Consider the following 25,142-nt stretch of genomic DNA (forward strand, 5'->3'; position numbering starts at 1 on the left):
CCTGGGTAACAGACGGCCTTTACCATTACCTTTTCTTCCAGCTCACGGCGTAGTGATAATGCGACCCGGAGAGTAAAAACTCCGGCGAGACGCTCGGGCTCCACGAGTCATCACCGCCCACGCCCATGTGATAGCCGTCGATATTCAGCCAGCTTCCAGCTTCTGCTTTCAATAAGTGCCGATGAGTAGCTTCCCGGAGCTGTTTCTGGCCGTAGCGGCTGATATTGAAGTGAAACTTGCCGCGCCACTGATTACTACCGTACTCAAGCCGAGAAGTGTCACAGCGCAGCCCGTTTTCACTCGGAAAAACGTAAGGCGTGTACATGTCGGCCAGCGCCAGCGTCCATCGGTCAAACAATGCAGAGCTTTTGCGGTCGGGGTAGTTTTCATGCGGCCCGCGCCCAAACCAACTGACCTCTGGCTCCAGATCCGCAAGCTGGCAGCTGAGGCCAATACGCGCCGGAGCCGGTGCGCCGGACGCAATCTCCACGTCTACCGTAATATTCAGCTCACCCTCGCTGTCGATCAGGTAATTTTTACGGCTGATAAACAGCGTATTGCCATTGCCTTGCCAGCCGTGGACGGTGCGAACCAGCACGGCGTTGCCCAATTCGTCGGAGTCAAAACTAAGCAATACGGGCGTCAGGTTGTACATGCCCGCGGCCTTCCAGCGTTCCACCCAGGCATCAGGGTCGATGTGCGCGGCTTCGCTGATGCCGATGTCATTGTCCAGCGGCGCGCGGGTGAAGTTGTCCTGCAGGGGCGTGAGAAGAGTTGGATTCTGATGGTTAAACCACTGGCAGAGCAGACCGCTTCTACGCTCAAAACGCCAGTGCTGTTCGCCGTGGAACACGTCAACGTGTCTGTCGTCCGCCTGCAGCAAAGGCGCTGAGCCGGAATGGCTGAGACCCGGCAACCTTAAATTCGACGCCAGCGGCCATTGTGCCCGAGCGGAGCTATGCCCGGCTTCACTCCATGACGTCGAGGCCGTCTGTAGCACTTCAACATGCAGCCAGACCTGGCCCGCGCTGATTACCTCCGGCAGCTCAAGCGGAAACACTCGGGTTTCTTCCGGCGCAAGGTGCAGCGAGAGTTCACCGCTGACCAGCACTTCGCCTTCGCTTTTTAACGCCCACACCAACCGTTCGTTATCGCTATGGCGGAACAGATATTCGCTGGTGACCTCCAGCCGGTTTTCGGGCAGCAGGCGGAACTGGAAGAACTGCTGGGCCTGCTTAGCTTCGAATAAGGCGGGATGCGGCGTGCGGTCGGCAAAGACCAGGCCGTTCATGCAGAATTGCCGATCGTTTGGCGTGTCGCCAAAATCACCGCCATAGGCGGCCCAGGGCTGGCCGCTTTCGTCATATTTCACCAATGACTGGTCGACCCAGTCCCAGACAAAACCGCCCTGCAGGCGAGGGTGCTGGCGAAATGCCTCCCAGTACTTGCTGAACCCGCCCAGGCTGTTGCCCATCGCGTGGGCGTACTCACACAGAATCAGCGGGCGGCTTTCTTCGGGTAGCCCCAGCCATTTCTTTATCGACCACTTTGGCACCTGCGGGAAGGGCTGATCCTGATCGACCCGGGCGTACATCGGGCAAATAATATCGGTGGCCGCCGTATCCGCGCCGCCGCCTTCGTACTGCACTGGTCGGGTGGGATCGTTGGATTTTATCCAGCGGTATAGGGCATCGTGATTGCTGCCGTGCCCGGACTCGTTGCCCAAAGACCAGATGATAATGGACGGATGATTGCGATCGCGCTGCACCATGCGGGTGACTCGCTCGGTCATCGCCGGAAGCCAGAGTGGGTCGTCGCTCAGGCGATTCATCGGCACCATGCCGTGGGTTTCAATATTGGCTTCATCCACGACATAAAGGCCGTAAAAATCACACAGCCGATACCACAGCGGGTGGTTTGGATAGTGGGAGCAGCGCACGGCATTAAAATTGTTCTGCTTCATCAGCAGGATATCGCGCCGCATGGTGTCTTCATCCATCACCTGGCCGTTTACCGGGTGATGTTCATGGCGGTTTGTGCCGCGCAGCAGCAGCGGTTTGCCGTTGAGCTTCAGCAGGCCGCCGGTGATTTCCACCTTGCGGAAACCAACGTCATAGCTTTCCGCTTCGATAACCGCGCAGCCTTGCTTCAGGACAATCACTGCCCGATACAGATTTGGGACTTCGGCGTTCCACAGTAGCGGCTGTTCAACCGGTAAACGCAGGGTAGTGCGGTCGTGCCAGGCCCCACGTTCGTCAATGATTTGGCTGCCGACAGGCTGCTGCTTTTCTTGCAACAACGTTTCGCCATGCCAGAGCTGAATCAACACTTCACAGGCGCTAACGTTCTTACCTTCCAGTACTACCAGGGCCTGTAGCTCGCCGCGTGAAAAATCTTCGTTAAGCCCGGTCCGTAATTGCACGTCTGCGAGGCGCGTATCCGGCTTATGCAGCAGCGTAACATCCCGGAAAATACCGCTCATCCGCCACATATCCTGATCTTCCAGATACGTGCCGTCACTCCAGCGCAGGACCATCACCGCAATGCGGTTGCTTCCCGCTTTCAGCGCCGCGCTCAGGTCGAATTCTGAGGGCAGGCGGCTGTCCTGGGCGTAGCCCATCCAGAGGCCGTTGCACCACAGATGAAAAGCAGAGTTTACGCCATCAAAGATAATGCGCGTTTGCCCGCTCTCCAGCCAGGCGTCATCAATATCAAATGTGAGCGAATAACAACCGGTCGGATTCTCTGCTGGTACAAAAGGCGGGTTGACCGGAATTGGGTAGCTGATGTTGGTATAAATGGGCGCATCGTACCCCAGCATTTGCCAGTTCGACGGCACGGGAATGGCGTCTGCATCGGGGAGATCGTCGCTGAGCCAGCTTTCAGGCACCGCTTCCGGGCGAGGGAAATAGCTAAACGCCCAATCGCCGTTAAGGGATTGCCGCGACGGTGAGCGCTTATCATCTCTGGCATCTTCCAGCGAACGCCAGCTAGAAAACGGTGGATGAGCCGCCAGGGCGTTTAGCTGAGTTACGGCCGGAGTTTCCCAGTCGCGGCGGGCCAGCGTGGCCTGGAGCGAAGATGACGTGTTGGTCATAATGATGCGCCTGTGAGATAATTGTTATTCGCTCACAATTTAACGTCAGTTGTTCAGGAGTAAAGCCATCTCACCGTATTCGGTGATGAGCTTCACAAACAATTCAGGCTTTATTTCAGGCGAGAAATCTGGTGCGCGAGGCGTGAAAGCTCGTCGGCCAGCTGCGCCGCCGTGGGCTGTATCATGCTACCCGGAGCAGCGGTCGTCTTACGCTCCACAAGGCTTACCGGCTGCAGCGCCGTGAATGTATCTTCATGCTGAATGAGCGCCAGGATGCCGTTTACGCTCGCTTCACCGAGCTGCCTGAAATCCTGCCGGATGGTGGTCAGCGGGGGAAGAAAACAGGCGCTGTCTGCGGTGTCATCAAAGCCAATAACGGAAACATCCTGCGGCACCGCAAACCCGGCTTCGTGAATGGCTCGGAGCGCGCCCAGCGCCATCTGATCGTTAGCCACAAGGATCGCCGTCGGCTTCTGCTCATCGCGTAAAAGCTGGCTAACCTGCTGGTAGCCAGAAAGGGAACTCCAGTCCCCCCGCATAAACGCCACCGGTGCAAGCTGATGCTGCGCCAGAGAGCGCTGCCAGCCTTCAAGCCGCAGCCGGGCGGAGACTGAATTTTCGGGGCCGGCAAGCAAGGCAATATGGCGATGACCCAGCGTGACCAGATGTGCCACAGCAATGTCAGCGCCTGATGCGGCGTCGGTAACGATGTGATTAGCCGAAACCTCCGGTGAAACATCCAGGAACAGCACGGGAACATCACCGCAGGCCGCCTGCACGGCTTTCACCTCCGCCGTTTCCAGCGGAATATTCACAATCAGCCCGTCAACGCGCTGGGCAAGCAAACTCTGCACGGCGGCGCTGGCCGCAGCTGCACCGGGCTGCTCAACCATCGAAATCATCACATTGAACTGCAGCTCGCCGGCTTTGGATTTTATCGCCGCCGCGATCTGAGAAGGGGCATGCAGGGAAAGGGTGGTGGTCGCCAGGCCAAGCGTCTGGCTGAGTTTCCCCGCCAGCTGCTGCGCCACGCGGTTCGGCACATAGTTCAGCGCTTTCATCGCGTCTTCTACTTTTTGCCGGGTCTTCTCTGAAACGTGTGAAGCCTGATTGATCACGCGTGAGACCGTCTGGTACGAGACTCCCGCCGACCCGGCAACGTCGTACAGTGTCACAGATTTCGCTTTCATTGCAGGCTTCCTTCTCGCAGACGCTGGTAGGGCAGCTATTTTACACATAACGCGAAAGCCGGGAGAAACTTATGTCCAAACTGTATGGCGTGCCGGGCAGAAACGGCATGCTCTAAAGCACTAACGATCATCCGTCTGCCGGGCGCCGCATTTATAGTGAGGCCATTCATTCGCAGCAGGGAATCAGCAACATGGCATTAGATCTGGGACTTTATTTCGACCGCATTAACTATCACGGGCCGCGCGAGGCCACCGTAGAAACTTTACGTGCGCTGCATCTGGCGCACACCTGCGCTATTCCGTTTGAAAACCTGGATGTTCTGCTTCGCAGAACGATCCATATCGACGACGACAGCGTTTTTGAAAAGCTGGTGGTGGCCGGGCGCGGCGGTTGGTGTTTTGAGCAAAACGGCCTGTTCCGTAACGTGCTCGCTGAGCTGGGGTTTGAGGTGGAAAACTTAGCGGCCCGCGTGCTGCTGGCCAACCCGCCGCAGATGCCCGCCAGAACGCATCGGCTCACGAAAGTGACTATCGACGGCCAGGCCTGGGTAGCCGACGTCGGCTTCGGCGGTAAAACGTTACCCGAGCCGGTTCGTCTTGTGGAAGGCGAAATGCAGCCGACGACGCATGGCGTTTATAGTTTCGAACGGGTTGAGCACGACTGGCTGCTGAAATTCCATGCCGCCGACAAGGCGATTAACCTCTATCGCTTTAGCCTCGAACCGCAGTACGACTCTGATTACGAAGCCGGGAACCACTACGTTTCGACCTGGCCTGAATCCCACTTCCGTTATTGCCTGGCGCTGAGCCTTTACCATGCGGACGGCACTAAAAATACGCTTTCAAGCGTAGGGGAAAATGCCCCGGTGTTTACCCGAGCGCAAGAGGTCTATGACCTTCTGCAGAAAAACTTCAATTTACGTTTCGACCACCCGAACCACGGCATCAGCCTTGATGATTTTTCAGCGATGCTGGTGCGTATTGGCGTGATAAAACCGGTCTGATTTTCCCCCATCACCGCCGCAGCTCGTGCCAGCGAGAGGCGGCGATCCGCAGCGATCGTAAATATTCCGCGAAAAATACAAAATTAAATATTAACCGTGAGCCCCCAGGGGGTGGATATATCTTGTTTTCGGCCGGACGCAAGGGCAAAAAGTGGAATAATATGAGGAATATTCAAAAACTGACGTTTCTTTGAAAATTTCCTTTATCAATTTGAGCCTTTTTCTTTTAGCATAGCGGCGGTCCTAATCAGTGCGGCAAGCGGTTAACACACGTTATGAAAAACATCTTTCTGGCAATCGTACTTTCTCTTATGGTCATTGGCGCTTTTGCTCACGATCCACAGCCGGGTACCGGGCTTGATACCATCGCCGCCGTACAGGGCAGGTGACAGTTAAGTCACCCGCCTGAGGTTGCTTAACCAGCCCAGCGGGAAGCACGAATAATGCTGCAGAAGTTCAGCGGTTCGAACCCAGGTTCTTTATCCTGAATGACATCGGCCTTCACGTTGCCAAACGTGGTGGCCGGTTTGTTTTTAATCCCGTCGTAAAATGCCTGAATAATCTCTTCTTTAAATGCCGCCGGGCGAGGGTGCTGCTTCACCACCTGCTCGCGCTGTTCGTCGCTGAATTTATCGTAATCAATCCCCAGCACATCCATTTCTACGCCTGCCGTCACCAGCGCAATTTCCGGGGCCATAAATTCCGGGATTCCCGGCGTGGTATGCAGCGCAATCGCCGTCCACACTTTGTCGATATCGGCCTGATTGACGCCGTACTGGCGCATAAAATCCTGCGCGGCAAACGCGCCGTCCACTTCAAAGCGCTTGTCGCAGCTGCAATGTTCGTGGGTCAGCCCCATGTCGTGGAACATGCAGCCGATGTACAGCAGCTCGTGGTCAACCTTCAGTTCACGGCGTTGCCCGGCCAGCGCGGCCCAGTAGTAAACCCGGCTGGAGTGGTGGAACAGCAAATCTGATTCGGTGTCACGCACCAGCTGCGTGGCTTCACGGGCCATTTTTGTGTCCGGAATGGCAATGCCGTTAATTTTTAAGCTCATCTCTTTCTCCTCACGTTGGGGTTGGAGTAGCATAGGCCGCAGTTGAAATGTCTCAAATGATCGTATTGCGACGATTTAAGACTTATGCCGTACTTCGCGACGTGGAGAAAAGAATGGCGCATCAAATCCTGATCCTGGCGGTGCCCGGCGTACAGCTGCTGGATGTATCAGGTCCGCTGGACGTATTTGCCGAGGCAAATCGCGTGCTGCATCGCGAGGTTTACCAATCCCGCATTATTGCGCTGGAAGCAGCGACAGTTGTGGCTTCTTCCGGCGTCAAAATGCTGGCTGATGATGTGCTTGAAACGGCGGTTAGCGGCCGGGAAACTACATTTTTGGTCGCCGGTGCGCCGGATGCGGCAGACAGAACGCTTAGCGATAAACAGCGCCAGATAATGACCGGACTTTGCGAGCAGAGTCGCCGTTTTGGCTCCGTCTGCACCGGCGCGCTTTTGCTGGCGCAAACAGGATTGTTAAGCGGCAAGAAGGTGACCACCCACTGGTCGGCTTCATCGCTTTTAGCGGCCCGCTATCCAGACACCGATGTTACCGCCGATGCGCTGTACGTCATGGACGGTCCGCTACGCACGGCGGCGGGCGTGACCTCTGGGTTAGACCTCGCCCTGCGGCTGGTGGAGGAGGATCTTGGCCGGGAAGTGGCGCAGGACGTTGCCGCCAGGCTGGTGATGTTCTTTAAGCGGCCTGTGAACCAAAACCACTTTATCCGCGAGCAAAAAACTTCGCTCAGCGGGCGCAGCGCGCTGCAGGATCTCCAGCGCTGGACAATCGCCAACATAGCGGAGGTGACCACCGTACGGCAAATGGCGGCGCATATACACCTCAGCGTGCGGCATCTAACGCGCCTGTTTCATCACGAACTGCAGGTCACGCCGGGAGACTGGCTGGAAGCGGAGAAGGTGGCGAAGGCAAGACAGTTGCTGGAGTCCGGCAAGCTGCCGGTGAAGGCGATCCCCGCCGCCAGCGGGTTTTCTGGGGTAGATACGCTGCGGCGGGCTTTTGTGCGCCGGATGGGCATCACGCCCGCCGCGTATAAGAGGATTTGTTAGACGCTACACGTTCGGGAACGTAATGCTGTTGCCCGGCGCTTCACGGTGCAGATGGATAAAGTTCAGGTGGCGTTCGTACTGGTCGAGAATGTCGATGATCACCTGTTCTTTGCTGTAATCCATCAGGTCATTGCCCTGGCTGCCCTCCAGCAGGAAGGTTTCCAGCCGGTAATAGGTTGATTTACCGCTGCGGGCGCGGTAGGTAAAGCCCGGCACCGAGTATTTCTGCGGCCAGATCTGGTAGACGAAGTTTTGCTCGTCGCCCATATGTACCCGCAGCTCCAGGTGCCCCAGTTTTTCATCCGGCAGCGGCGGCTCGACGGAAAGCTCGACCTTCGCACCACGCAGCTCCAGCTCCTGAGAAACCTCTTCCATTGCCGGGTAGCAAACGGTGTCCATCATCTTCTGGGTATAGCGCGTGCCGGGGTAGTTCATCAGCCGGGACAGGCGTTTTTTCCAGCCGAGGCGGTCCTGCGCGGTCATCATGTACGGCGCGGTGTCACGGCTGGCGCTGACGCGGCGGTAATCCTCTATCTTCAGGGATTTATACAATCCGGCCATCACGAAGAAGATCACGAAGCTGAACGGCAGCCCCATAATCACCGTCATGTTCTGCAGCGCGGAAATACCGTTGGTCATCAGCATCCCCATGGTCAGCAGGCCAATAGCAATGGACCAGAAAATGCGCAGCCAGTTGGGCGCATCGCTGTTGATATCCTTCAGCTTAGAGGTGAAGTTCCCCAGCACCAGCGCGCCGGAGTCCGCCGAAGTGACGTAGAACAGCAGCCCGGTAATCGTCGCTACGGATGCGCTAAAGGTAAAGCCGGGATACTGCGCCAGCAGGCTGTAGAAGCCGCGTTCCGGGTGGGCCATCGCTTCCTGAGCAAAGGTGCCGTCGCCGTGAATAATTTCGTAGAGCGCGCTGTTGCCGAACACTGAAAGCCACAGCAGGGTAAAGGTGAAAGGAATAATCAGCGTGCCGAGCACAAACTCACGAATGGTGCGGCCACGGGAGATTCGGGCGAGGAACAGGCCGACAAACGGCGACCACGCCACCCACCAGGCCCAGAAGAACAGGGTCCAGTTGTTCATCCATTCCACCGGGCGGTCAAACGCAAAGCTGTTTAACGTCATGCCCATAAAGCGGTTGATGTAATCGCCCACGTTCAGCACCAGCGCGTTGAGCAGGAATTCGGTGTTGCCCATAAACAGCACGAACAGGATTAACCCCAGCGCTAACGCCACGTTCAGCTCGGAAAGGATTCGAATGCCTTTATCGACGCCGGAGGTCACCGAAATAGTGGCGATAACCACCGACAGCACGATCAATGCCGCTTTGGCACCCAGGCTATCCGGGATATCAAACAGCACGTTCAGCCCGTAGTTCAGCTGCACAACGCCAATCCCAAGCGTAGTGGCGATACCGAAAATCGTACCAATCACCGCCGCGATATCCACCGTGTGGCCGATCGGGCCGTTAATTTTCTTGCCGAAAATGGGGTACAGCGCCGAGCGAATCGTCAGCGGCAGGTTATAGCGATAGCTGAAGTAGCCCAGCGCGATGCCCATCAGCGCATACATCGACCAGCCGGTTAGCCCGTAGTGGAACAGCGTCCAGACCATCGCCTGGCGCGCGGCCTCGATGGTTTGCCCGGCACCTTCCGGCGGCTGCATATACTGCGTCACCGGCTCGGCAACGGAGAAGAACATCAGGTCGATGCCTATCCCGGCGGCAAACAGCATAGCCGCCCAGCTCAGTACGCTAAATTCGGGCTTGGATTGTTCCGGCCCGAGCTTGATGGAGCCGAAACGGGAGCAGGCGATAAACACCACAAAAACGATATAGAGCGTGGCGGCGAGCAGGTAATACCAGCCGAAACGGGAAGAGACCCAGTTCAGGGTGTGGCTAATCAGATTTGCGGAGAAATCGCTGTAGAAAATGGTCATCAGGGAAAAGCACAAAATCAGCCCGGCGGACGTGTAGAACACCACCGGGTTGATTTTGTCTTTTTCGCTGGTTTCAGGGGCAGTAACGGGCTTCGTCATCGATTACCTCAGGTTAAGTAACGGTGACTACTCAGATGAGCAGTTAAGTTTTTCTTGTAAGTTGAAGAGAGGGGGATTTTTAACAAATCCGCAATCAATGTTGGGTTTCTATAAAACATAAAACGTTATCATGTTGATTTTTAGCATGTTAATTCCTGTTTTTTGTTTTTGAAATGCGAATAATTCGCGTCTTCCTTACCTTTGCATAACAATTAATACACATTTTATATTGAACGTTCAATCAATAAAAGCTTAAATAGATAACAAGAATTGATGAATGGAGCGGGGGCCATGCCCAAAAAAGGTATGCAGCCGATACGGCGGCGGCAGCTGATTGACGCCACCCTAAGCGCAATAAATGAAGTGGGTATGCATGATGCGACGGTGGCGCAAATCGCCCGCCGGGCCGGGGTATCAACCGGCATCATCAGCCACTACTTCCAGGACAAAAACGGCCTGCTGGAAGCCACCATGCGTGATGTGACGACCCAGCTTCGCGATGCGGTCGTCGGCAGACTTAAGGCATTGCCAGGCGCTTCTGCTGAACGGCGGCTGTGCGCCATCGTTGACGGAAATTTTGACGAGACGCAGACCCACAGTGCGGCGATGAAAGCCTGGCTGGCATTTTGGGCCAGCAGCATGCACCAGCCGATGCTGTATCGCTTACAGCAGGTCAGCAGCCGTCGCCTGCTTTCCACGCTCACCGCCGAGTTCAGACGCGAGCTGCCGAAGCAGGAAGCCAGGCTGGCGGGCTACGGCCTCGCTGCGCTGATAGACGGCCTTTGGCTGCGCGCGGCCTTAAGCGGCAAACCATTTGACCGCAAAGCGGCGAGCGTGCTGACCACGCAATTCATTAATCAGCATCTTGCTGCGGCGAAAACCTAATTTAGCGAGGAGATAATATGTCCCGATTTGGTGAACAACAGCTTTATATCGACGGAGGTTACGTTGCCGCGCAAAGCGGTAAAACCTTCGACACGATCAACCCGGCCAATGGCGAAGTGCTGGCGGTAGTTCAGGCCGCAGGCCGGGAAGACGTCGAGCGCGCCGTTGCAGCCGCGAAGAAAGGGCAGAAGATTTGGGCGGCGAAAACGCCCGTTGAGCGTGCACGCATTTTGCGCCGCGCGGTCGACATTCTGCGCGAGCGTAACGATGAGCTGGCAGAGCTGGAAACGCTCGATACCGGCAAAGCTTTCAGCGAAACCTCCAGCGTGGACATCGTTACCGGTGCAGACGTGCTCGAGTATTACGCTGGGTTGACGACGACGCTGGAAGGCCAGCAGATCCCGCTGCGGGACAGCTCGTTTGTTTACACCCGCCGGGAGCCTTTGGGCGTGGTGGCCGGCATTGGCGCGTGGAATTACCCGATTCAGATTGCGCTTTGGAAGTCCGCCCCCGCGCTGGCGGCAGGTAACGCGATGATCTTCAAACCGAGCGAAGTGACGCCGCTTACCACGCTTAAGCTGGCAGAGATCTACACCGAAGCGGGCGTGCCGGCCGGCGTCTTTAACGTTCTGCCGGGGCTTGGCGCGGAAACTGGCCAACTGCTGACGGAACACCCTGGCATCGCCAAAGTTTCCTTCACCGGCGGCGTAGTCAGCGGCAAGAAGGTGATGGCGAACGCGGCGGGCTCAACGCTGAAGCAGGTCACGATGGAACTGGGCGGCAAGTCTCCGCTGGTTATTTTCGACGACGCGGACCTCAACCGGGCGGCGGACATCGCGATGATGGCCAACTTCTACAGCTCCGGGCAGGTCTGCACCAACGGCACCCGCGTGTTTATTCCCGCCGCGCTGAAAGCCGAATTTGAGCAGAAAATTATTGAACGCGTCGGCCGTGTTCGCGCCGGTGACGTCATGGACCCGCAAACTAACTTTGGCCCGCTGGTCAGCTTCCCGCACCGTGAAAACGTCCTACGCTACATCGAGTCCGGTCGTGAAGAGGGCGCCACGCTGCTATGCGGCGGCGACAAACTGCGCGGCGGAGATTTTGATAATGGCGCCTGGGTTGCCCCCACCGTCTTCACCGACTGCCGCGATGAAATGAAAATCGTCCGTGAAGAAATCTTTGGGCCGGTGATGTCGATCCTCAGCTACGAAACAGAAGAGGAAGTGATTCGCCGCGCCAACGATACGGATTACGGCCTGGCGGCTGGCGTGGTCACCAACGACCTCACTCGGGCGCACCGCGTTATCCATCAGCTTGAAGCCGGGATTTGCTGGATTAACACCTGGGGCGAGTCGGCGGCAGAAATGCCTGTTGGCGGCTACAAGCATTCCGGCATCGGGCGCGAAAACGGCCTGATGACCCTGCAAAGCTATACGCAAGTTAAGTCAATCCAACTGGAGATGGGCACCTGGCAGTCAATCTTTTAATCCCACCTGAGGAGGATGAATGGAATTTGATTACATCATTATTGGAGCTGGTTCCGCAGGTAATGTTTTAGCTGCACGTTTAACGGAAGATCCCGACACCACCGTCCTGCTGCTTGAGGCCGGCGGCCCGGATTACCGCTTTGATTTTCGCACTCAAATGCCTGCAGCGCTGGCATTTCCGCTGCAGGGTAAGCGCTATAACTGGGCGTATGAAACCGACCCGGAGCCGTTTATGAATAACCGCCGCATGGAGTGCGGGCGCGGCAAAGGGCTGGGCGGCTCATCCCTGATTAACGGCATGTGCTACATCCGTGGCAACGCGATGGATCTCGACAACTGGGCGTCGATGCCGGGGCTGGAGAACTGGAGCTATCTGGACTGCCTGCCGTACTACCGTAAAGCGGAAACCCGCGATATCGGGCCGAACGATTACCACGGCGGCGAAGGCCCGGTGTCCGTCACTACGCCTAAGCAGGGTAACAATCCGCTGTTTCACGCGATGATCGAGGCGGGCGTCGAGGCGGGCTATCCGCGTACCGACGATCTGAACGGTTACCAGCAGGAAGGCTTCGGGCCGATGGACCGCACCGTGACGCCAAAAGGCCGCCGCGCCAGCACCGCCCGTGGCTATCTCGATGAGGCAAAGAAGCGTGAAAACCTGACCATCGTGACGCATGCCACCACCGACCGCATCATCTTTGATAATTTGCGCGCGGTTGGCGTGGAATATCTGGTGAACGACAGCCCCGTGCATTCCGTGGCGAAAGCACGTAAAGAAGTTCTGCTGAGCGCAGGCGCGATTGCTTCGCCGCAGATCCTGCAGCGTTCCGGGGTAGGTGATGCCGAATTCCTGGCAAGCCTGGAAATCCCAGTGGTTCACGACTTACCGGGCGTAGGCGAGAACCTTCAGGATCACCTGGAAATGTACCTGCAGTACGAATGCAAAGAGCCGGTGTCGCTTTACCCGGCGCTGCAATGGTACAACCAGCCCAAAATCGGCGCGGAGTGGCTGTTTAACGGCACCGGCGTTGGCGCGAGTAACCAGTTTGAAGCGGGCGGGTTTATCCGCAGCCGCGAAGAGTTCAGCTGGCCGAACATTCAGTACCACTTCCTGCCGGTGGCGATTAACTACAACGGCTCGAACGCGGTGAAAGAGCACGGCTTCCAGTGCCACGTGGGGTCTATGCGTTCCCCAAGCCGGGGCCGCGTGAAGCTGAAATCGCGCGATCCGCACGAGCACCCAGGCATTCTGTTCAACTACATGTCACACGAACAGGACTGGCAGGAGTTCCGCGACGCCATCCGTATTACCCGTGAGATCATGCAGCAGCCTGCGCTGGATAAATACCGTGGGCGCGAAATCAGTCCGGGTCTTGACTGTCAGACGGACGAACAGCTGGATGAGTTTGTGCGTAACCATGCGGAAACCGCGTTCCACCCGTGCGGCAGCTGTAAAATGGGCCACGACGAAATGGCCGTGGTGGACGAGCAGGGCCGGGTTCACGGCCTGCAGGGGCTGCGTGTGGTTGATGCTTCCATCATGCCGCAAATCATCACCGGCAACCTGAACGCCACCACCATTATGATTGGCGAAAAAATTGCCGATGCTATTCGCGGCAAGGCCGCGCTGCCGCGCAGCACCGCCAGCTATTACAAAGCGGAACAGGCACCGGTGAGAAAAGAGCCGGTTCGCAAAATTCAGTAACCATTAAAGGCCAGTAAAACTGGCCTTTCTTTTGCCCGGCGCTTGCCCGATCCCCTTGTGAAGCAGTAAAACTACTGCTCAACAACAAAAAGGAGAATCACCGTGCCGCATATCGAAATCAAATGTTTCCCACGTGACCTTACCGAAGAGCAAAAGCAGGCCGTTGCCAGCGAAATGTGTGACGTGCTGAAAAAGCACTTCGGCTCGAAGGACGAATCGCTGTCCGTGGCGCTAAAGATGATTGAACAGTCGCGCTGGAAAGAAGAAGTCTGGGACACCCAGATTGCGCCCGAGATGGACGCGCTGCTTAAGAAGCCGGGCTACAGTCTGTAAGTGAGATAAAAGGTGACAATGTCACCTTATGCATAGTGGATTATCGTAAAACCTTCGCTTTCATCCGGCGCAACGAAGTAGCGGGTAATCAAATCAAACTGCGCGTCCGTAGCGGCAAAATCGTGAGTTCCGCTGCTGTTGCGGGCGCGCAATCTCTCCCGACAAACGTCATCAGGCACGTCCAGATAGTGCAGGCGGTTATCCACCCCAGCCTGGTCAATCACCGTTTTCATCCACTGCCGGTTTGCCAGCGTATTGGCTGGAAAATCGAGCACCACCGACAGCCCGCTCCTCAACAGAGTAACTAGATGCGGCGTCAGCGCGTTTTTCAGCTTGCCGGAGCACGCCACGTAGTCCGCCACGCTCTGCATCTGCTCGCCATAAAGCGCGGCAAGCCAGCTGTCTTCACTGACCAGAATGGTGTTGGGCGCTGCCATAAGCTTTGCGCTTAGCGTGGATTTACCGGCGGCGATTTTGCCGCAAAGCAGGTGAAGAGTGGGTTTATCGGGGAAAGTCGACATCAATACCTCAGGGTCAGAAACATGTCTGCACTAATCTCTACCTGCGGGGCGAAAGATACAACTGGTAAAAATGGCGGGCCAGGCGTTGACCCGCCCAGGCTTTACTTCAGTTTCGTCCAGTAAGTTCCCGCTTCCTTCACCGTCAGGAACTGCTGGTTCATTTCATCCAGCGTTTGCTGCGGATCCATATCCTCAAACAGCTGAGGGTGGAAGGTTTTGGCAAAGAACTCAACGTCCAGCAGGTGCCATGGCGAGAGATAGAAGTTGTGCCATATCGCCAGCGCTTTACCGCTGTGAACCGCGTTCAGGTTGGAAACCACTTTCTGCTGCCCCAGCACCTGCGCAAAACTTTGTTGAGCCTGAGTTGCCGAAACCTCGGAGCCAAGCTGCAGCCTGCCTGTTTGATCCGGCCCGGCGCTGCCGGTCGCAATGTAAATATCCGGGTTTACCGTCAGCAGCGCCTCCGGCGAAATTTTGCCGTAAACGCCGGGGAAGCGGCTCGCGGCAATATTATCCCCCCCAGCAAAGGCCAACAGATCGGCAAGATTCCCACGCCCGACGGTGGTACAGCAGTCGCTTTTATCGCCCAAATGCAGTTGAAGCATTACCGTGGGCTTAACGGGTTTAGCGTCCGCTAAGCGTTGGGCAATTTTCTCCATATGCTGCCGATAAAAGGCGATAAACTTCTCCGTTTTCGGCTGGTCGTTGAGCGCTTCGCCAAGAATACGCAGGCTCGGGACGGTGTTATTCAGCTGATCGACGCGGAAATCGACATAGATAACCGGGATATGCGCCTGCGTCAGCTGGTTTAGAAAGCTGTCATGATTGCTCTCTTTTTTGGCGTAGATCGGCAAAATCACCAGGTCCGGGTGCAGGGCGATAACTTTCTCGACGCTTATCTGCGAGAAGTTATTGTTGCCGATAATCGGGATATTGGCGATCTCCGGGAAAGCCGCGGTGTAGCGGTTCCAGGTCTGCGGGTCCAGACGCTGTAGATCCGCAGGCCAGCCGACTACGCGCTTCGCCGGGTTACCGTCTTCTACCAGCGCAAGGGTGTAGATCATCCGGCTTTCGCCGACGACAAGGCGCCGCGGGTTATCCGGCACCTCAACCTTACGCTGCAGAATATCGGTAATCGTTTTGGCCTGACTGCCGGCGCTGAGCGCCAGCAGGGCCGCCAGTAACAGCGACTTTCTCATCTCAGAAACCCACGCTGGCGGAGAGGTAAACGGTGCGAGGCTCGCCTTCGATAACGCGCAGGTTACCGGCGCTGGACTCATAGTACTCACGGTCAAACAGGTTTTTGACGTTCAGCTTCAGCTCGGTGTTTTTGCCAACCAGCTTGCTGTCCCAGGCAATGAACGCATCCGCCACGGTGTAAGCCGGCATGGTGAAGCTGTTTTCCGGGTCACCCGCACGGCTGCCAACATAGCGTCCGCCGCCGCCCAGGCGTAATTCACCCGGCAGCCAGGAGAAACGCAGGGTATGGCTGAGGTAGAGGCCGCCCATGGTCGTCGGGGCGTTCACCAGACGGTTGCCGACGTTTACCGGGTTGATATCGTCTTCGACGATCTCGGTTTTGTCGTAGCTGTAGTTCGCCGTCAGGTTCCAGTCCTCGGCAATTTCGCCGTTGAGCTCTAATTCTGCGCCGGTAGAGCGCGCTTTCGGGATGTTGCGCGTAACGCCATTGATAAACACCGACATGTCTTTTTCATCAATGCGGTAGAGCGCCAGGCTGCTGGTAAGGCGTGGTGACATTTGCCATTTCGCGCCCACTTCCCAGGTGGTGCCTTTTTCGGTGGAGGCGACGTTGCCGTTATCGTCGGTCTGTGTCGAGGGCGTAAATGATTTGCTGTAGCTGCCGTACAGCGAAACGTCCGGAATGATTTTGTACACCAGGCCCATTTGCGGCAGAAAGGCATCGCCTCTGTCTTCAAGCGTGGTTTGCGGCTTTACCCAGCCCGAGCTGGAAGTTTGAGTGTAGCGCTGCAGGCGGCCACCCAGCACGGCTATCCACTGGTCGGTCAGATGAATGCTGTCTTTCGCAAACACGGAGCGGCTGTAGAGATTAGTGCGCAGGTTACTGTTGGCGTCGCTGTAGGTGCTGCTGTTGGTTACCGGCGCTTCGCCGTACACCGGGTTATTCATATTGAAGGTTTTTGACACCTTCCCACGGTACGAATACTTTTTGTAGGTTTCGTTTTGCTCGTAGTCCGCGCCCAGCGTGATGTCGTGGGTCATCCCCAGCAGTTCCGGACTGCCGTTAATATCCCATGACGCGTAATCGGTCTGATGGTTAAAGCCGCGGTTGGCGTCCGCGCGGCGGGAGACGATACCGCTGTTTGGATCGACCGCCGTGGCGCGCACTTCGTTGCTGTCGTAGCGGCGCTGCATCCAGGCGTAGTTCAGATTGGTTTCCCAGGTGTCATCCAGCTTGTACGAGTAATTGGTCGTCAGGCGTTTGTTCTTGCCCCAGGCGTGGTTGGCGTAATCGTCGATGCGGCGATCGTAAGGGATGTTCAGCGGTTTACCGTTGATAAACGCCGTGCCGCGGTCATAAGGAATGTCGAACTTATATTCCACGTAGCTGATGTTGAAGGAGGCTTTATCGCCATACCAGCTCAGGGACGGGGCAATCAACGTGTGTTCATCGGTGCCGAAGTTGCGCCAGTAGTCTTCGTGCTGGCGTTCAGCCACCAGGCGGAAGGCGAAACCGTTGCCGAGCGGGCCGGTCACGTCGACCATGCCGGAACCGCCGCCGTTACTGCTGCTTGTGCCGCTGACGTGGGTGTTCCAGGTGTACTGTGGTTTCTTGCTGACGAGGTTAATTACGCCGCCGGGGTTCAGGATGCCGTAGAGCAGGGAGGCCGAGCCTTTCAACACTTCAACATGATCGATGCTGGAGTCCATCGCCAGGCCCTGGTTGCTGCGCACGCCGTCGATAAACACCGAGCCGTCGCTGTTCGAACCAAACCCGCGTTTGACAAAGCCGTCCTCGATGCCGCCGAGGGTATTACTCTGCGCGACGCCGCTGACGAACTTCATCGCGTCGTTGACCGAAGTGACCGCGTAATCGTCAATCACCTGAGGTGTGACAACGCTAACGGACTGCGGAATTTCGCTGCGCGGCGTTTTGCTGCGCGAGGCGATGGCAGAGTCATCCTGGGTATAGCTGGTTGACGAGCCGTCCGGGTTAGCGTTGGCCACGACCGTCAGCGTGTCTTCTTTGGGCTTATCGGCCGCAAAAGCCGGGGCACCCACGATGAAGGTTGAAATGATTAATAATTTTGAATTAAGAAGCGCCTGGCGAACGAAAGTAGAACCAAATGAAATGCGAGTCATGTTGTTTATTGTCTGTGCTGAAGCGATTTTATAATGGGAATTAAGATGATAATGACAATAATTAGCATTTACAATATTAACTCTGCTTACATAATTACTGGTTTTTTATCCAAAATCCTGATGATTTAGCGGGGAATAAGCAGGAAAAGAGGGGATCGCGGGACGAGCGTCCCGCGTGAATGCGAAGGGGGTTATCCGACTTCCGGCAGCAGGCCAACGGCAATCAGACCCTGAATCACGATAACCGCGATACCGCAGGCGAAGACCAGCGCGAGCAGGGGTTTGCCGCCCGCAACTCGCCAGGCTGCATCGACGTGCTGCTTACGGCTCTGCCACACCAGCATGGAAGGCACCAGCAGGGCAAGCACCGCCAGCGCAACGCCCGCATAGCCCAGCGCCATCACAAAGCCCTGCGGGTAAAACAGCGCAAAGACCAGCGGCGGCAGGAAGGTCATCAGCCCGGTTTGCAGGCGGCCAGAAGCCTTGCGGTTGCGGGCAAAGAGGTCACCCAGGTAGTCGAACAGCCCCAGGGAAACACCAAGGAACGACGTGGCTAGCGCGAAATCGGCAAACAGATGCACCGCCAGCTCCACGTGCGGGGTGGCCACAACCTGACGAACAACCTGCAGGAATCCGTTAAGTCCCGAGTGTTCGGCCATCAGCCCGGTAAAGGTAGCGGAGTCAATCGCGCCGAGGGTGGCGAGCTGCCAGAAGATATAGGCCACCAGCGGAATGGCGCTGCCGACGATAAACACCCAGCGCAGCTTACGAATATTGCCGTTCATGTAGCTAACGATGCTCGGCACGCTGCCGTGGAAGCCAAAAGAGGTGAAAATTACCGGAATAGCGGAAAGCGCCAGCCCTTTTTCAATCGGCATCGTCAGCAGGTTGGTATGATGAATATGCGGCATCATCAGCGCCAGCATCACCACCAGTAAAATGATTTTGGCGCTAAACAACACGCGGTTAAACATGTCCACCATGTGAGTGCCGACGCAGACAATCCCGCCCGCGACCAGGGTAAACATTAATACGCCGGAGGTGGCTGAAATTGAGGTCGAAAGCCATTGACTCAGGCTTGCGGCCAGCAGTTCACCCGCCCCGCTGATGTAGGCCGCCGTAAGAGCGTACATCAGGAACAGCATGCTAAAACCGGTTAACCACTGCCCGGGGCGACCAAGATAGCGCCGGGCGAGGGTGCCAAGGCCGGTGTCCGCAGAGACGTGCTGATAAACTTCAACCAGCAGCAGCGCGGTATAACACATCAATGCCCAAAGGCCGACGAGCATCAGCAGCGTGACGCCAAAACCTACCCCCGCCGAAGCCAGCGGCATCGCCAGCATTCCTGCGCCAATTGTGGTTCCCGCCACGATGAAAACACTGCCAAGAGTCCTGTTCTTCACGCTTCCCTCTGAATTTACGAAGAGCTGTATGCAATTATGCCGCGCAGGGTAAGGGAAAATCTCAGGTGCGTCAAATGAGAGTTACGGTGTGTGTATCGTTATGTTTACAATCCAAATGGAGTTTAAGTGACGTTGTCACGTAATAAAATTAAACCAATGAGCGCTTGCCATGCCGGGGAGAATTAGGGCTTTATTAATATAAATAGTAATAATAACTAATCTCTTTCTCATGGAGAGCATCAATCAATGAAAGCAAATTTTGTCCTGACAGGGTTACTGCTCGCTTCGGCGGGCTGCGGCGCAACCACGTATCCCATCACGGTTACCGACATGGATAACCAGCGCATTACTATCGAAAAAGAACCGCAGCACGTCATTTTGCAGGACGGACGCGACATTCTTTCCCTCGCACTGCTCGACCGCGAAGATCCGTTCAAGCGCGTCGTGGCCTGGAATAACCTGCCGAAAAAACAGGATACCCAAACCTGGGACGTACTGAAGCGCAAATGGCCAGAGGCCACAAAGATTATTGATATGGGCTTTAGCGATCAGGGCGAAGTAAACCTTGAGAGCGTGCTGGCCCAGCAGCCGGACATCATGATTGCGCAACTGCGAGCCAAGCCTGCGCTGGAGCAAACCGGCGTCATTAAATCACTTAAGAAACTGAATATTCCCGTAGTGTTTGTTGATTATGAGCTGCACCCGGTGGAAAACACCGCCAACAGCGTGAAGCTGCTCGGCACCGTGCTTAATCAGGAGAAACGAGCGAAAGAGTACACCGATTATTATCAGCAGCACCTGACCCATATCCAGCAGGTTACCGCCGACGTTAAAAATAAACCGACCGTATTTATTGAGCCGATTGCCGGCAACACCGAAAACTGCTGTTTCACCCACGGGCATAACGGTTGGGGGGCGCTGGTCGAAGCCGTAGGCGGGAAGAATATTGGCTCTACGTTGCTGCCGGGCAGCGCAGGATTTGTGTCGATGGAGCAGATAATCGCCATGAAGCCTGACGTCTATATTATGTCTGGCTCCAAACGCCCGAACCCGAGCGTGTTGCCGTTTGGCTACGGCGGCACGCCTCAGGAAGTGAACGCCACCTTTGATAAGCTGCTGGCTCGTACCACGTTCCAGAGCATTGAGCCGGTAAAAGAGGGCAAAGTGTATGGCGTTTACCACCACTTCTATAATCACCCGTATAACATCATCGGGATGGAGATTTTAGCCAAAGACCTGTATCCGCAAAAATTGCAGGATCTTGACCCTACGGCGGATTACCACCAGATAATTACGCAGTTTACGCAGATTCCTGACGATCCGATTCTGTTGAGCTATTCGTATAAGAAACCGTGATTTCAAGAACCGCAGGCATCCCTCCGCCGCTTTCCGTGCTTTGTGGACTTCATTAAAGTGCGGAATCAAAAGTAAAAAACCCGCCAAAAGGCGGGTTTGAAAGGCTTTCACGATGACTTCGTTAAATAGACGTCCGCCGGTAATCGCGGTATTCCGGCTGCCAGAAGTTCTCATCAATCGCCTGCTTCAGGGCTTCGGCAGAGGTCACCACCGCCACGCCTTGCTGCTGGGCAATTTTCGCCACCGCAAAAGCGATCGCACGGGACACTTTCTGGATATCCTTCAGCTCAGGCAGCACCATGCCTTCACCGTCGTTCAGCAGCGGAGAGTGCTGCGCCAGGGACTCGCTGGCCGCCATCAGCATTTCGTCGGTAATGCGTGACGCACCGGAGGCAATCACCCCCAGGCCAATGCCCGGGAAGATGTAGGCGTTGTTACACTGGGCGATAGGATAGGTTTTGTCTTTCCAGCTCACCGGCGCAAACGGGCTGCCGGTGGCCACCAGCGCGGCGCCGTCGGTCCAGGTGATGATATCCTGCGGAGTCGCTTCCACGCGGGAGGTTGGGTTGGACAGCGGCATCACGATTGGGCGGGCACAGTGCTTGTGCATTTCGCGGATAATCTCTTCGGTGAACAGGCCGGTCTGGCCAGAAACGCCGATAAGAATATTTGGCTTCGCGTTACGCACCACGTCCAGCAGCGAAATCGCTTCGTTTTCCAGATCCCACTCAGACAGGCTTTCGCGACTCTGCACCAGTTTGGTCTGGAAGGAGAGCAGGTTAGGCATGTTGTCGGTCAGCAGGCCGAAGCGGTCGACCATGAACACGTTGCTGCGGGCGGCTTCTTCGCTCAGCCCTTCGCGCTGCATCTGAGCGATGATTTGCTCGGCGATGCCACAGCCTGCAGAGCCTGCGCCCAGGAAGACGATTTTCTGCTGGTTGAGCTGGCTGCCTGCCGCACGGCTGGCGGCGATCAGCGTGCCGACGGTTACCGCCGCGGTGCCCTGAATGTCGTCGTTAAACGAACAGATTTCGTCCCGGTAACGGGTCAGCAGCGGCATGGCGTTTTTCTGCGCGAAGTCTTCGAACTGCAGCAGCACGTCCGGCCAGCGGTGGCGCACGGCCTGAATAAATTCATCCACGAATTCGTAGTAGTCGTCGCCGGTAATACGCGGGTGGCGAGAGCCCATATACAGCGGGTCATTCAGCAGTTGCTGATTATTGGTCCCTACGTCCAGCACCACCGGCAGGGTGTAAGCCGGGCTGATGCCGCCACAGGCGGTGTAGAGCGAAAGCTTACCGATCGGAATGCCCATGCCGCCGATGCCCTGGTCGCCGAGGCCGAGAATACGCTCGCCGTCGGTCACCACGATCACTTTAATGTTGTGGTTAGGCACGTTCTGCAGGATATCGTCCATGTGGTGACGATTTTCATAGTTGATGAACACGCCACGGGAACGACGATAAATTTCGGAGAAGCGTTCGCAGGCCGCGCCGACGGTCGGGGTGTAAATCACCGGCATCATCTCTTCCAGATGATTTTCAACCAGGCGGTAGAACAGCGTTTCGTTGGTGTCCTGAATGTTGCGCAGGTAGATGTGCTTGTCGATTTCGGTTTTGAAGCCCTGGTATTGGATCCAGGCGCGTTCCGCTTGTTCTTCGATGGTTTCAACCACTTCCGGCAGCAGGCCAAGCAGGTTGAAGTTACGGCGCTCTTCGATGCTGAAAGCGCTGCCTTTGTTCAGCAGGGGGAATTCAAGTAAAACGGGTCCGGCGTAAGGGATGTAAAGCGAACGATGTTTTTTAGGTTTGATGTCCATGTGCATACTCTTTTTTCGACGTAACGTCTTGCCAATAAGGCTCATTCGGTGAGTTGTCGCGCGATATTATGGCACAGCGGTTTGGCATCTGACACAGCCAGACTAAGAACTTTGGTTACACAAGTCCCCCAAATCATCAGGAATTTTGTTTCAGCGCGTTCTCCGAGTGTGTTTAAATAGCTAAACCAGTTTAGCAAATTTTAGCTTGAGAATGGAGATACCATGAGCGTACAGGTTTGGGTTCTTGGAGACGCGGTTGTCGACCTGCTTCCGGACGGCAACGGCCGACTATTGCAATGCCCGGGTGGCGCGCCGGCCAACGTCGCCGTAGGCATTGCTCGCCTCGGCGGCAGCAGCGGATTTATCGGCCGCGTAGGGGACGATCCCTTTGGTCGTTTTATGCGGCAAACCCTTAAAGACGAAAACGTAAACATCGATTTTATGCGTCTGGATGCAGACCATAGAACCTCCACCGTGGTGGTCGATCTTGACGAGCACGGCGAACGAACGTTCACCTTCATGGTTCGCCCCGGTGCGGATTTATTCCTTGAATCGGGCGATATCCCGTCCTTCAGGCACCACCAGTGGCTGCACGTCTGCTCGATAGCCCTTAGCGCAGAGCCCAGCCGAAGCACCACGTTTTCAGCGATGGAGCAAATTAAAAAAGCCGGCGGCCAGGTGAGCTTTGACCCCAATATCCGCACCGATCTGTGGCACAACGCCGCCGAGCTTCAGGCATGCCTGATAAGAGCCTTGCTGCTGGCCGATGTCGTGAAGCTTTCCGTCGAAGAGCTGATTTTTATCAGCGGTAAAGCTGACCTTCGGGAAGGTATTACCGAGCTGGCCGGTCGCTATCAGATGAGCCTCCTGCTGGTGACGCAGGGCAAGGATGGCGTGCTGGTCTACTACCGGGGGGAAATCTATCACTTTGAAGCCAGGCCCGTAGTTTGCGTGGACACCACCGGCGCGGGTGATGCCTTCGTCGCCGGGCTGCTCAGCGGCCTGGCGGCTCAGGGATTACCCGAAAGCGAACGGCAGCTGGCCGAGATTGTCGCTCAGGCGCAGCTTTGCGGCGCGCTGGCGACGACGGCGAAAGGCGCGATGACCGCCTTACCGCGTCGCGAGGAAGTCGAGCAGTCGCTGTAGCCGGGTAAAATATATTCTGATTGTCGTGCCTGTCACATTTACTAAATCGGTTTAGCCAAATTCATTGCTTTCAGCATTCAGGCCTGGTTACCCTTTTTTGACTAAACCGGTTTAGCAAAATAACTGACATTAGCCTCTCAGGGACACGACGAACATGTATCAGAAAAGCAAACTGGCGGTGATGATAGCGCTGCTGGTCGGCACGGCCTCCGTACAGGCCACCACGGATTTAAGCAGCATCGAATCACGCCTTGCGGCGATGGAACAGCGATTACAGGATGCAGAAAGCCGCGCTCAGGCGGCCGAGAAACGCGCAACCGTTGCCGAAAATAAAGCTCAACAGCTCGCTTCCCAACAGCAACAAACTCAGGCGACGACCAAAGAAGTTGCTGAACGCACCGCCAGGCTGGAATCTAAAGCGGATAAACAAAATGGCTTTGAGTTCCACGGGTATGCGCGTTCAGGCCTGCTAATGAACGATTCTGCTTCCAGCAGCAAAAGCGGCCCTTATTTAACCCCCGCAGGGGAAACCGGCGGCGCGGTAGGGCGCCTGGGTAACGAAGCGGATACCTACGTTGAGCTGAACCTGGAACATCGCCAGACGCTCGACAACGGCACAACCACCCGCTTTAAGGCCATGCTGGCTGACGGGCAAAAAACCTATAACGACTGGTCGGCAGACTCAAGCGACCTGAACATTCGCCAGGCTTTTGCCGAGCTGGGCAATCTGCCCGGTTTCGACGGCCCGCTTAAAGGCAGTACCTGGTGGGCAGGTAAGCGCTTTGACCGGGACAACTTCGACATTCACTGGCTCGACTCGGACGTGGTGTTCCTCGCGGGTACCGGCGGCGGCGTGTATGACGTGAAATGGAATGACGGCCTGCGCAGTAACTTTGCGGTCTATGGCCGTAACTTCGGCAACCTCGAGGACACCGGCAACACCGTCCAGAACTATATGCTGACCATGAATCACTTTGCCGGGCCGTTCCAGCTGATGGTGACGGGGCTGCGGGCGAAAGACAACGACGACCGCAAAGATGCAAACGGCGATCTGATTCAAAAAGAAGCGGCGAATACCGGCGTGCATACCCTGGTGGGGCTGCATAATGACAGCTTCTACGGCCTGCGCGAAGGTAGCGCCAAAACCGCGCTGCTTTACGGCCACGGCCTTGGGGCAGAGGTGAAGGGCATTGGCTCAGACGGCGCGCTGCTGTCGGAGGCAAATACCTGGCGCTTTGCGAGCTTTGGCGTGACGCCTATTGGCGGCGGCTGGCATATTGCCCCGGCATTGCTGGCACAAAGCAGTAAAGATCGCTACGTGAAGGGCGACAGCTATCAGTGGGCGACGGTCAACGCGCGGCTTATTAAAGAGGTGACGCAAAACTTTGCCCTGGCCTTCGAGGGCAGCTATCAGTACATGGATCTTAAACCCGAAGGTTACAAAGACCGCAATGCGGTCAACGGCAGCTTCTACAAGCTTACTTTCGCCCCAACGCTGAAGGCCGGCAGCATCGGCGACTTCTTCAGCCGCCCTGAACTGCGCCTGTTTGCCACCTGGATGGACTGGAGCAGCAAGCTGGACAAATACGCCGGCAATGACGCCTTCGGCAGCAGCGGCTTTAACGCCGGCGGAGAATGGAACTTTGGCGTTCAGATGGAAACCTGGTTTTAACGAACTTGC

Annotated in this window: 18 protein-coding genes; 9 read left to right on the top strand and 9 right to left on the bottom strand. The window is 56.3% G+C overall.

Features of this window, described 5'->3' with window-relative positions; all coding sequences use genetic code 11:
• Nucleotides 1-25: 25 nt before the first annotated feature.
• Together ACE38U_RS08325 and ACE38U_RS08330 are read right to left on the bottom strand one after the other, a co-directional pair.
• The gene (locus tag ACE38U_RS08325) at nt 26-3,097 is read right to left on the bottom strand and encodes a beta-galactosidase (RefSeq protein WP_375529488.1); all 3,072 of its coding nucleotides are present in this window, start codon (nt 3,095-3,097) and stop codon (nt 26-28) included.
• Nucleotides 3,098-3,207: 110 nt separating this feature from the next.
• Nucleotides 3,208-4,287, bottom strand: a complete 1,080-nt coding sequence (locus ACE38U_RS08330) for a LacI family DNA-binding transcriptional regulator (RefSeq protein ID WP_375529489.1) — start codon at nt 4,285-4,287, stop codon at nt 3,208-3,210.
• A gap of 191 nt (nt 4,288-4,478) precedes the next feature.
• On the opposite strand from ACE38U_RS08330, the gene ACE38U_RS08335 reads away from it, so the two are divergent.
• Nucleotides 4,479-5,291: an arylamine N-acetyltransferase family protein gene (locus ACE38U_RS08335; protein ID WP_375529490.1), complete on the top strand. Its 813-nt coding sequence runs from the start codon at nt 4,479-4,481 to the stop codon at nt 5,289-5,291.
• A 415-nt stretch (nt 5,292-5,706) separates the two neighbouring features.
• On the opposite strand, the gene ACE38U_RS08340 is transcribed toward ACE38U_RS08335, so the two are convergent.
• On the bottom strand, nt 5,707-6,348 hold the full coding sequence (locus tag ACE38U_RS08340; RefSeq protein ID WP_176982521.1) for an HD domain-containing protein: 642 nt from the start codon (nt 6,346-6,348) through the stop codon (nt 5,707-5,709).
• A gap of 113 nt (nt 6,349-6,461) precedes the next feature.
• Here ACE38U_RS08340 and ACE38U_RS08345 point away from each other — a divergent pair, with 113 nt between their 5' ends.
• Nucleotides 6,462-7,415 carry a GlxA family transcriptional regulator gene (locus tag ACE38U_RS08345; RefSeq protein WP_176982522.1) on the top strand — a complete coding sequence of 318 codons (954 nt, stop codon included), beginning with the start codon at nt 6,462-6,464 and terminating at the stop codon, nt 7,413-7,415.
• Between the two features lie 3 nt (nt 7,416-7,418).
• On the opposite strand, the gene ACE38U_RS08350 is transcribed toward ACE38U_RS08345, so the two are convergent.
• Nucleotides 7,419-9,461, bottom strand: coding sequence for a choline transporter (locus ACE38U_RS08350; RefSeq protein WP_038472266.1), 2,043 nt, complete (start codon nt 9,459-9,461; stop codon nt 7,419-7,421).
• Nucleotides 9,462-9,752: 291 nt separating this feature from the next.
• Here ACE38U_RS08350 and betI point away from each other — a divergent pair, with 291 nt between their 5' ends.
• The 4 genes from betI to pptA all read left to right on the top strand — a co-directional run bounded on the left by betI (nt 9,753) and on the right by pptA (nt 13,874).
• Nucleotides 9,753-10,346 carry a transcriptional regulator BetI gene (betI, locus tag ACE38U_RS08355; RefSeq protein ID WP_061275843.1) on the top strand — a complete coding sequence of 198 codons (594 nt, stop codon included), beginning with the start codon at nt 9,753-9,755 and terminating at the stop codon, nt 10,344-10,346.
• A 17-nt stretch (nt 10,347-10,363) separates the two neighbouring features.
• A complete protein-coding gene (gene betB, locus ACE38U_RS08360; protein WP_176982523.1) occupies nt 10,364-11,836 on the top strand; it encodes a betaine-aldehyde dehydrogenase in 1,473 nt (490 codons plus the stop codon).
• A gap of 19 nt (nt 11,837-11,855) precedes the next feature.
• A complete protein-coding gene (gene betA, locus ACE38U_RS08365) occupies nt 11,856-13,541 on the top strand; it encodes a choline dehydrogenase (protein ID WP_375529491.1) in 1,686 nt (561 codons plus the stop codon).
• A gap of 102 nt (nt 13,542-13,643) precedes the next feature.
• Nucleotides 13,644-13,874, top strand: a complete 231-nt coding sequence (gene pptA, locus ACE38U_RS08370) for a tautomerase PptA (RefSeq protein WP_038472275.1) — start codon at nt 13,644-13,646, stop codon at nt 13,872-13,874.
• A 26-nt stretch (nt 13,875-13,900) separates the two neighbouring features.
• Here the strand turns inward: pptA and ACE38U_RS08375 are convergent, their stop codons facing one another.
• The 4 genes from ACE38U_RS08375 to tyrP form a co-directional block, all read right to left on the bottom strand.
• Entirely contained in the window at nt 13,901-14,395 is a 495-nt protein-coding gene (locus ACE38U_RS08375; protein ID WP_375529492.1) for a P-loop nucleotide/nucleoside kinase family protein, read from the bottom strand.
• Nucleotides 14,396-14,496: 101 nt separating this feature from the next.
• Nucleotides 14,497-15,594, bottom strand: coding sequence for an ABC transporter substrate-binding protein (locus ACE38U_RS08380; protein WP_375529493.1), 1,098 nt, complete (start codon nt 15,592-15,594; stop codon nt 14,497-14,499).
• Nucleotide 15,595: 1 nt separating this feature from the next.
• Nucleotides 15,596-17,737 carry a TonB-dependent siderophore receptor gene (locus tag ACE38U_RS08385; RefSeq protein WP_375529494.1) on the bottom strand — a complete coding sequence of 714 codons (2,142 nt, stop codon included), beginning with the start codon at nt 17,735-17,737 and terminating at the stop codon, nt 15,596-15,598.
• Nucleotides 17,738-17,928: 191 nt separating this feature from the next.
• Nucleotides 17,929-19,140 carry a tyrosine transporter TyrP gene (gene tyrP / locus ACE38U_RS08390; protein WP_038472283.1) on the bottom strand — a complete coding sequence of 404 codons (1,212 nt, stop codon included), beginning with the start codon at nt 19,138-19,140 and terminating at the stop codon, nt 17,929-17,931.
• A gap of 246 nt (nt 19,141-19,386) precedes the next feature.
• Here tyrP and ACE38U_RS08395 point away from each other — a divergent pair, with 246 nt between their 5' ends.
• On the top strand, nt 19,387-20,496 hold the full coding sequence (locus ACE38U_RS08395) for an ABC transporter substrate-binding protein (protein WP_176982527.1): 1,110 nt from the start codon (nt 19,387-19,389) through the stop codon (nt 20,494-20,496).
• A 121-nt stretch (nt 20,497-20,617) separates the two neighbouring features.
• Here the strand turns inward: ACE38U_RS08395 and ACE38U_RS08400 are convergent, their stop codons facing one another.
• A complete protein-coding gene (locus ACE38U_RS08400; protein ID WP_375529495.1) occupies nt 20,618-22,315 on the bottom strand; it encodes an NAD-dependent malic enzyme in 1,698 nt (565 codons plus the stop codon).
• A 222-nt stretch (nt 22,316-22,537) separates the two neighbouring features.
• On the opposite strand from ACE38U_RS08400, the gene cscK reads away from it, so the two are divergent.
• Together cscK and ACE38U_RS08410 are read left to right on the top strand one after the other, a co-directional pair.
• Entirely contained in the window at nt 22,538-23,461 is a 924-nt protein-coding gene (gene cscK / locus ACE38U_RS08405; protein ID WP_375529496.1) for a fructokinase, read from the top strand.
• A 154-nt stretch (nt 23,462-23,615) separates the two neighbouring features.
• Entirely contained in the window at nt 23,616-25,133 is a 1,518-nt protein-coding gene (locus ACE38U_RS08410) for a carbohydrate porin (RefSeq protein ID WP_375529497.1), read from the top strand.
• Nucleotides 25,134-25,142 lie beyond the last annotated feature (9 nt).

It is taken from the genome of Cedecea selenatireducens (genome assembly GCF_042138895.1).
Lineage (GTDB): Bacteria > Pseudomonadota > Gammaproteobacteria > Enterobacterales > Enterobacteriaceae > Cedecea > Cedecea selenatireducens.

Excerpts from the sequence above, each read along its gene's own strand:
- ACE38U_RS08325 (WP_375529488.1), bottom strand. The coding sequence starts at position 3,097 with ATGACCAACACGTCATCTTCGCTCCAGGCCACGCTGGCCCGCCGCGAC.
- ACE38U_RS08330 (WP_375529489.1), bottom strand. The coding sequence starts at position 4,287 with ATGAAAGCGAAATCTGTGACACTGTACGACGTTGCCGGGTCGGCGGGA.
- ACE38U_RS08335 (WP_375529490.1), top strand. The coding sequence starts at position 4,479 with ATGGCATTAGATCTGGGACTTTATTTCGACCGCATTAACTATCACGGG.
- ACE38U_RS08340 (WP_176982521.1), bottom strand. The coding sequence starts at position 6,348 with ATGAGCTTAAAAATTAACGGCATTGCCATTCCGGACACAAAAATGGCC.
- ACE38U_RS08345 (WP_176982522.1), top strand. The coding sequence starts at position 6,462 with ATGGCGCATCAAATCCTGATCCTGGCGGTGCCCGGCGTACAGCTGCTG.
- ACE38U_RS08350 (WP_038472266.1), bottom strand. The coding sequence starts at position 9,461 with ATGACGAAGCCCGTTACTGCCCCTGAAACCAGCGAAAAAGACAAAATC.
- betI (WP_061275843.1), top strand. The coding sequence starts at position 9,753 with ATGCCCAAAAAAGGTATGCAGCCGATACGGCGGCGGCAGCTGATTGAC.
- betB (WP_176982523.1), top strand. The coding sequence starts at position 10,364 with ATGTCCCGATTTGGTGAACAACAGCTTTATATCGACGGAGGTTACGTT.
- betA (WP_375529491.1), top strand. The coding sequence starts at position 11,856 with ATGGAATTTGATTACATCATTATTGGAGCTGGTTCCGCAGGTAATGTT.
- ACE38U_RS08375 (WP_375529492.1), bottom strand. The coding sequence starts at position 14,395 with ATGTCGACTTTCCCCGATAAACCCACTCTTCACCTGCTTTGCGGCAAA.
- ACE38U_RS08380 (WP_375529493.1), bottom strand. The coding sequence starts at position 15,594 with ATGAGAAAGTCGCTGTTACTGGCGGCCCTGCTGGCGCTCAGCGCCGGC.
- ACE38U_RS08385 (WP_375529494.1), bottom strand. The coding sequence starts at position 17,737 with ATGACTCGCATTTCATTTGGTTCTACTTTCGTTCGCCAGGCGCTTCTT.
- ACE38U_RS08395 (WP_176982527.1), top strand. The coding sequence starts at position 19,387 with ATGAAAGCAAATTTTGTCCTGACAGGGTTACTGCTCGCTTCGGCGGGC.
- ACE38U_RS08400 (WP_375529495.1), bottom strand. The coding sequence starts at position 22,315 with ATGGACATCAAACCTAAAAAACATCGTTCGCTTTACATCCCTTACGCC.
- cscK (WP_375529496.1), top strand. The coding sequence starts at position 22,538 with ATGAGCGTACAGGTTTGGGTTCTTGGAGACGCGGTTGTCGACCTGCTT.
- ACE38U_RS08410 (WP_375529497.1), top strand. The coding sequence starts at position 23,616 with ATGTATCAGAAAAGCAAACTGGCGGTGATGATAGCGCTGCTGGTCGGC.